Genomic DNA, 7,699 nt, shown 5'->3' with positions numbered 1-7,699 from the left:
ACAATGATATCATTGTTCAGCTTTAATTAATAAATTTAATCCTTTAATAATCTGTATCGATTATTTAGGACTAGACATTGGGCATTAAACTCTTCGCTAAAACCTATGCCCAATTCCTATTCCAAACGATAAACTATTTATTGCTCTAGTTCCATAATCTACTTTATAATAATTTTGTATACCTACTTGGTAATTGAATTGGCCAGATAAGTATAAATTTGACAGGAGGTTGTAATGTGCTGCAGCACCTATGTTGTAATTAATTACTACTTTTTTAAAAATAGAGTTGCTTTCAGTTAAGTCTATTATTTCATTATTTTTTAAGTAAGTACCTGTTTGTTTGATTAGGTAGTTTAATTGGACCCCAGCTTTTAAATGAAAGAGCCATTTGTTTTTTTCAAATTGGTAGCCCAGGTATAATGGTATTTGTGCATATTGTACTTGTACTTTACCAAAGGTGCTTTTTATTCCTTTAACAGCAGTTGTGTCGTACGTAGTTGTGTAAGAGGTGTCAATTATATTACCAATAGTATCATAAATGAAAGAGTCGAAACTCTCTTGTTGCGTGATATTGTATTTAATAGTGTTTAATTTAAAACTAGTACTGTAGGATTGTTGTTCAAAGCCTAAGCCTAATTCAGTAAACAATTTAGAATTTATTTTATAGGCTAATTTTAGTTGGGCGCTGTATCCAATTTTTTCCAGGTGGGCATTTTCAAAAGTAGCGCTTAATTCATCTTTATCATAGTTGACATTCTGGATAGTTGGTCCAATAATACCGGTTAAAAGAAATCTGTTTTTTTGAGGAGACGTTGTTTTATCAATTATAACCTCTGTAGGTTGTATGCTGTCCGTTGTATTACCTAAATCCACAGTCTGACTTATCTGAGCGCTATCTTTTGTATTAAAGTCTCTTACAGTATCCAATTTCTTATTAACTAAAGTATCTACTGCAATATTTACTGTTACGTCTTCATTGGTACCTTCTTCTTGTGTTTTAATCAACGTAGTTGCCGACCCTTCGTTTTCATTTATGGTAGATATACCTTCTAAGGGCGGTGTAGCCTTTTTATCCACTGATTTTTTTATTTCTACTTCGTCTATCCCCTTTGTTGTTTTGGCGAACACTTCTTGGGGTTCTTCATTACTAAGTGTTTTTTCAGGCAAAGTATTTGCTAAAGACTGAATAGTTGAAGTGGAAATTTCCGAAGTTTTTTTGTCTTTTACTGCTACGGTTACCGCCTTCTTTTTTAAGGCCGTTTCTTTCTTTTCTAATTTTGTATTTACTATTTCTTTTTTGTTATTCTGGTCTTGCTTCTTATTAGTCGCAGGGTTTGTTAAGGATAGATTCTGTTTCGTATGGTTGATTTTTTTCACCATATTCTTTTTTTTCTGCAACTGATTTTTTAGAACAGGTTTAGCAATCGTTTGCAAGTTTTCAGAATAATCCTTTAAGGAGGTGTTTACCTTTTTATCAAGCTTTAATATTTCTTTTCTAACACTATAGTGTTGTTTTGATTTTAAAGGGGTGTACCATAAAGTAAATATAGCAATAGTTGCTAGTCCAATGGAAATGGCTACCCACGACCACAAAGTACTTTTGCCGACACTTTTTAAAACGGCACTTTTAATGTGGACTGGTGCTTTTACCACATGTCCGTCTAATGTGTTTTTAAAAAATTGGTCGATATGATTTTTATCTGCACTCATGCGTCTTTAAAGGAGTATTTTTTTGTCTTGTAATTTTTTTAAAATAAGTTTTCTAGCCTTGAAAAGTTGTGTTTTTGAGGTGTTTTCAGATATTTCAAGATAATTTGCAATTTCCTTATGGGTTAAGTTTTCGAAAACAAAGAGATTAAAAACGGTTTGATAACCCGTCGGTATTTCTTTAAGTATTTGAATCAATTGGTCCTGAATATTTGCACTATTATCTTCTTGCCTGAATATTTCGGGCTCCTCAAGCGTTGCTTCGAAAGATTCAAAGCTGTCAACAATATCAAATTTATTGTTTTGTCTAATATGGTTTATTGCGGTATTCACGACTATTTTTTTTATCCAACCACCTAATTCATATGCTGGATTAAAGCTGTCACATTTTTCATGAATCTTTATAAAAGCATCTTGTAGCATGTCAGCAGCCTCATCCGTATTTTTAGTATATCTTAAACAAATAGTATACATTGCGTCACAATATTTATCGTACACAGTGTTAAAGGCTTTTATATTTCCCTCTTTAAATTTTTGTTTGAGCCTATTTTTGTTCAAGATAATTTTAAAAAAAATGAATTTTTATTGGTTATCTCTGTTAAGATACAATTGAAATACTTTAGGGTTGCCTGAAAGATAAATTATTTTATAGAAATAATTCTTACGTCAAAAGAAATTGGTGTATTGGGTGGGACTAATTCTTGTAAACCGGTACTACCATAAGCCAGTTCTGCTGGAATATCGATAAAAGCATTATCTCCTGCTCTTAACACGCCCATGCCCTGGTGTAATCCATCCACTAAATTATCGTTTTTAAATTGCATTACGAAAGGCTTTCCTTTCGCGTAAGAATTGTCGTACATGCCTGCATTTTTTCCTTTGCGGTATGAAAAATAATCAAAAGTTATTTTCTGGTCTTTAACCGGTAGACTAGAAGAGGTGTCTTTGGTGCTATATTTATATACTTTTACCCCTTCTGACAAGAGAATGGGTTTTACCTTATCTACAATTTCAATTTCTACAATGATATCCGCATTTTGTGGTACTTTACCATAGTAACCGTTTTCGCCATACGCTAATTTTGAAGGAATCATGATACGACCAATGTCGCCAACATGCATTTCTAACAAAGCAGTTTCCCAGCCTTTTAATAATTGACCAACACCTAGCTTTAAGGGAAGAGGATGTCCAACTTCCATATTGTGGTCATATACTTCTCCTCTGGCTACTCTAGCTTCGAAGTTTGCTAAGACCACATCCCCCTTTAAAATTGGGCCATTATTACTTCTTTTTTTCCATTCAATTCTTAAACCATCTTCACCATTCCAGACAAGATTATTTCCACTTGCATCTTTTACAGAATCAATCTGTACCGGTTCTACTTTTTTTTCTAATTGAATAAATGCGGAATCAACAGCTGATAATTCAGGAATGGAATCGTTGTCTGCATTTGCTGTTTGGTGCTTTTTGATACCTCCGATTTCACAATTAGAAAATAACAAAATGAAGAGTGGTAAGTAAAGGTATTTTAAGATTTTCATTTAATGTCTATTAATTCAATATCGTATACAATAGTTTGTAGGGGTGGAATTTCATTTAAATCACCGATTAAGCCATGGGCTAAATGATTGGGTAAAATGAATTTTGCTTTTTCTCCTTTGTGCATTAACTTAATACCTTCGTGTAAACCACTTTCAATGTCGGATTTTTCTACGGTAAAAAATTCTGGTTCACCTCTTTTTGAGCTATAGCAAATATGTCCATTTAATAAAGAAACAGTAAAATTTACTGCGACTTGACGTCCAGGAACAGGAGTTGAAGCACTATCGGTTTTTAAATAAATAAAATATTGCAGACCACTTCCTGTTTTTGTCATTTTCCAATCCGGTCTATGACTCAAGAATTGTTCAATCTCTTCTAGTTCCTCTGCGGCAAAAGCATGGTTCATTTTAATAGACTCTTCTTTTGACCAATTAGGAATAACTTTAGGGTTGTCTTGTTTTTGGTTGCATCCAACCAAAAGTATGGTAATTGAAGAAAATAATATCCCTTTTAAAAGCATTTTAATGGTTAACGTATTGCGGTAATAAAGTTACTAATTTTTGAATAGCTTCTTCTAAAGAACCATCAAATTTACCACCGGCAGCATAAACATGGCCACCACCTTCAAAATTTTCACTGGCTAGCTTATTTACATAAGTGTCCCCTTTAGAACGAAAAGATATTTTTACATAATCAGTATCTTCCTTAAAAAATACCGCCATTTTTACGCCTTGAATAGAAAGGGCTTTATTCACCAATCCTTCGGTGTCACCTTTTTTTGCTTTAAACTGTGTTTGTTCTGCTTTTGATAAGGCAATATACGCAACAGGTAAGTTACTCAGTAAGGTAAGTTTTTCCGATAATGCATATCCATTCAGTTTAATTTTATCAATATTATTGGTATCAAAAACCGATTCATGCACTTTGTTATTTACGACTCCGAGTTCAAGTAATTCTGCGATAATTCTATGGGTTCTCGCTGTGGTCGAAGGAAATCTAAAAGATCCAGTATCCGTCATAATACCACAGTAAATTGCTTCTCCAGTTGGAACGTCTACAAAAGATTGGTCTTTTATATGAACAATTAGTTCATAAATGATTTCACAAGTAGAACAGATTTTTGGGAAGCTAAAACTCAAATCAAAAAATTCATTCGCCGGATTTTGGTGATGATCTACCATGACCTTTATCCCGTTATTGTTTAAAAAAAGAGGTTGTAAATCTCCAATTCTACTTGGGTGGTTGTAATCGAGGGCAAAAACTATTTCCGCAGCTTTAAATTTTTCTGTGATTTCAGCTGAATTTTCTTCTAAGGTTAAAATATCTTCCGCGGCACTTAACCATTGATAGAAAAAAGGAGATTTATCGGGGTGACAAATCGAAACATCATGGTTTAATTTTTTAAGAAAATGATAAAGCGCTAAGGAGCTACCTACACTGTCTCCATCAGCAGATTTATGGGCCGTAATTACAATTTTTTTAGGCGTGTCCAGTAATTGTTTTAGTTCACTTAATTTATCGGATTCAAACATATAAAAAAGAAAAAACCGTTACAAGTTGCAACGGTTTATTAAAAATATTAATTCTGTTATTAAAAGCCTAATTTACCAGCTTTTTTGTGTTCTAATAAAACACCCACACAAACAAAGTCTGAGTCTTTAAATTGTTTTGCTTCACTTTTTCCTGAAGCAGGAACATTTACTTGAACGTAAAGTTTTTCAGATTTTTCAACTCTAAATTTATAAAAAGCTGACATGTCATCTGTTTTATTGTTATAGATAGAAACTTTTTCTTTGAAGATTCTAGGATTGCCATTTTTGTCTGGTCTTCTTACTAGTTCCATGTGAAAAATTTCGAAATTAATTTTCTCACCATCTTCTACATCAGTACAGTTTGAAATACGATAGATATAATCGTGATAAGCAATAAAGCTCATTTCATATACTTTACCTTTTTCCACCGTTGCTGATTTCGATTGATTGTCTAAATCCCAATCTTTTGATTGCTCTTCTGGTGGAATCATTTCTTTACAGAAGTTATGAACTTTTCTACAACTTTGTTGTGCCTGTAGGGACTGCAATACAATAAGACCCAAGAATGCTATTCCAAAAATAATTTTATTTCTCATCCTATTTTTGTGTTATTTTATTTCTTAAATTTATTACTTCTTCTTTCACCAAGTTAAAGGTGTTTTCATTCATGGTGAAACTTCCTTTGCTTGCAAAAGTAGCTACCCCATCAATTTCTGGACCATTTTCACCTTCTGGATTAGATTCTACAAAATCCATGTTATCTTCAAAGATAGATTGTAGTTTCATAATATCACTTAAAGCTTCAGCTACAGCAGACTCGTCTGCATATTGAGAACAGAAATCAATAATGTTATCCAATACTAAATGTTGGTCACCAATTTTTTCAATAATTGGGTTAGTATTTGAATATTCCTCTACTAGGTTGCTGATAATAAACACACTTTCAACATATCCGCCAATAATTATCAAAGAAAGCTCTTGCCCTTTTTTATTTTCTTCTAAGTATAGGTAGCTGTCGTAATAAGTTTCATTAGAGATATGAAATAAAGAATCAAAATTTTCTTCATTACTTTCAATTCTATCCATTAATGTTTTGTCAAACACATCAGATATTCCTAGTTCATTTCCTAAGTTTTCTAAAACTTTAGTATACTTTAAAAAAGCAATACCATTTTCAAAACAACTCATGTATCCAATATCTGCTGAATAAACACCAAAGTTTAATGCTTTAGATTTTAAATCAACGTATTTATTTTTATTGTCGAGTGAATTAACTAATTCTATGTTTAACTCTCCGCCAAGTAACTTTACAATTTCAAAAAGCTCATTAGGGGTTGGCACTGCATAGGAAATCTGTGGGGTGTCATCAGTAGTTATTACTGTGGTATCTTTACTCTCCTCTAAGTCTAAGTCTAAATCCGATTTGGAATTATCACAACTTACAAATATGGCAGAAGAAATAAAAAAGAACGTTATCCCTTTTAAAAAGCGTTGTTTCATGAATTTTTCTTTAATTATTATTAACAAATATAAATAAAATGTTTACTTGAGACTAAAATTGAATCAAAGATTGTTGAGAATTTCTACAATTTTGCCTTTTGTAGTGGCTGAAACGTTCATTAATGGAAGTCTAACGGTTGTTTCAGTAATGTTATAATATTTTAGCACTTCTTTAATTCCTGCCGGGTTTCCTTCTGAAAACAGATGATAAATTAAAGGAAAACATTGATAATGAAACTTTCTTGCTGTGATAATATCGTTATTTAGTGCGGCATTAATCATGTTAGAAAATGCTTTAGGCAATCCGTTTCCAATTACTGATATTACTCCGTCTCCACCAATATTAATAAATGGTAATGCTAGATCATCATCTCCAGAAATGATGTAAAAATCCATTGGTTTGTCTTTTATTAAATGCATTACTTGGTTAAGGTCCCCACAAGCTTCTTTAATACCAATAATGTTTTCACATGTTTTAGCTAAACGAAGTGTTGTTTCTGGTAGCATGTTTGAACTGGTTCTACCAGGAACATTATACAGTATTATAGGTAGTTTACTATTTGCAGCTAAAGTTTTGAAATGTTGAAATATACCTTCTTGAGTTGGTTTACTATAATAAGGAGAAACAGACAGTATGGCATCTACGCCAGGGACATCAAATTCGGCTAGTTGTTTAGCTACTTGCTGGGTGTTGTTTCCTCCAATGCCATATACTATAGGCAATCTTCCAGCGTTTTCTTTAATGACAGTATCTAATACGGCTAATTTTTCTTGTTCAGAAAGAACCGGAGACTCCCCTGTGGTACCTTGCACTACTAAATAATGAACGCCATTATCAATTAAGTAGTGTGTTAATTTTTTCAAGCTTTCAAAGTCAATTGACATGTCCGCATTGAATGGAGTTACCATGGCCACTCCAAGGCCTTTTAGATTTATCATTTTTTATTGTTTAAGGTCAATATGTCCAGCTGTTTTACCATAGAATTTACCACATCAACAATCTCGAGAGATGGTTTTGTTAAGATGTCGTATAGGTGATTATTAGGCTTGTTAAAGCATCCTATTTTTAAACCCGCATTTATATTTTCTACAAAATAAATCAATTTATCATTATCTTCATTCAAGTCGATCAATAAATCGAATGTTTTTTTTGTTAAATTTTTCAGTCTTTCATTTTTTAGCGTCTTAAAAAAGAAATCCTTTTTATGGAGTGTGTAATTCATTCCTTTAGAATTATCTTCCTTCTCCGTTCGATTACTCAAAAAGCTAAAAGTAGCATTAGGAAAGTATTGGTGCAATAAATTATGATTAATCTGTTCTGACTTACTAATAATAACAAGCACTTCTTTATATGCTGGTCTTGGTAAAAGTGCAATATTCCGAGCGTCTGGATTGTAGGAGTTTTTAGTTTTCATGTT

At 32.5% G+C, this 7,699-nt stretch carries 9 protein-coding genes; all 9 read right to left on the bottom strand.

The window, feature by feature from the left end; all coding sequences use genetic code 11:
* Positions 1-96: 96 nt before the first annotated feature.
* Positions 97-1,710, bottom strand: a complete 1,614-nt coding sequence (locus tag DNU06_RS06335; RefSeq protein ID WP_111062383.1) for an outer membrane beta-barrel protein — start codon at positions 1,708-1,710, stop codon at positions 97-99.
* Between the two features lie 6 nt (positions 1,711-1,716).
* Positions 1,717-2,205 carry an RNA polymerase sigma factor gene (locus DNU06_RS06330; RefSeq protein ID WP_262510041.1) on the bottom strand — a complete coding sequence of 163 codons (489 nt, stop codon included), beginning with the start codon at positions 2,203-2,205 and terminating at the stop codon, positions 1,717-1,719.
* Between the two features lie 143 nt (positions 2,206-2,348).
* Positions 2,349-3,248 (bottom strand): FKBP-type peptidyl-prolyl cis-trans isomerase, encoded by a 900-nt coding sequence (locus DNU06_RS06325; protein ID WP_111062381.1) that lies wholly within the window; start codon positions 3,246-3,248, stop codon positions 2,349-2,351.
* The gene (locus DNU06_RS06320; protein ID WP_111062380.1) at positions 3,245-3,769 is read right to left on the bottom strand and encodes an FKBP-type peptidyl-prolyl cis-trans isomerase; all 525 of its coding nucleotides are present in this window, start codon (positions 3,767-3,769) and stop codon (positions 3,245-3,247) included. The genes DNU06_RS06325 and DNU06_RS06320 overlap by 4 nt, the downstream gene beginning before the upstream one ends.
* 1 nt (position 3,770) lies before the next feature.
* Positions 3,771-4,781: a DHH family phosphoesterase gene (locus DNU06_RS06315; RefSeq protein WP_111062379.1), complete on the bottom strand. Its 1,011-nt coding sequence runs from the start codon at positions 4,779-4,781 to the stop codon at positions 3,771-3,773.
* A gap of 59 nt (positions 4,782-4,840) precedes the next feature.
* Entirely contained in the window at positions 4,841-5,377 is a 537-nt protein-coding gene (locus DNU06_RS06310) for a hypothetical protein (RefSeq protein WP_111062378.1), read from the bottom strand.
* A 1-nt stretch (position 5,378) separates the two neighbouring features.
* A complete protein-coding gene (locus tag DNU06_RS06305) occupies positions 5,379-6,281 on the bottom strand; it encodes a hypothetical protein (RefSeq protein ID WP_111062377.1) in 903 nt (300 codons plus the stop codon).
* 63 nt (positions 6,282-6,344) lie between these two features.
* Positions 6,345-7,220, bottom strand: coding sequence for a 4-hydroxy-tetrahydrodipicolinate synthase (gene dapA, locus DNU06_RS06300; protein ID WP_111062376.1), 876 nt, complete (start codon positions 7,218-7,220; stop codon positions 6,345-6,347).
* Positions 7,217-7,696 (bottom strand): DUF6913 domain-containing protein, encoded by a 480-nt coding sequence (locus DNU06_RS06295; protein WP_111062375.1) that lies wholly within the window; start codon positions 7,694-7,696, stop codon positions 7,217-7,219. The genes dapA and DNU06_RS06295 overlap by 4 nt, the downstream gene beginning before the upstream one ends.
* Positions 7,697-7,699: the final 3 nt, after the last annotated feature.

The organism is Putridiphycobacter roseus (assembly GCF_003234935.1).
GTDB lineage: Bacteria > Bacteroidota > Bacteroidia > Flavobacteriales_D > Crocinitomicaceae > Putridiphycobacter > Putridiphycobacter roseus.
This window is presented reverse-complemented; position numbering and strand designations above follow the sequence as displayed.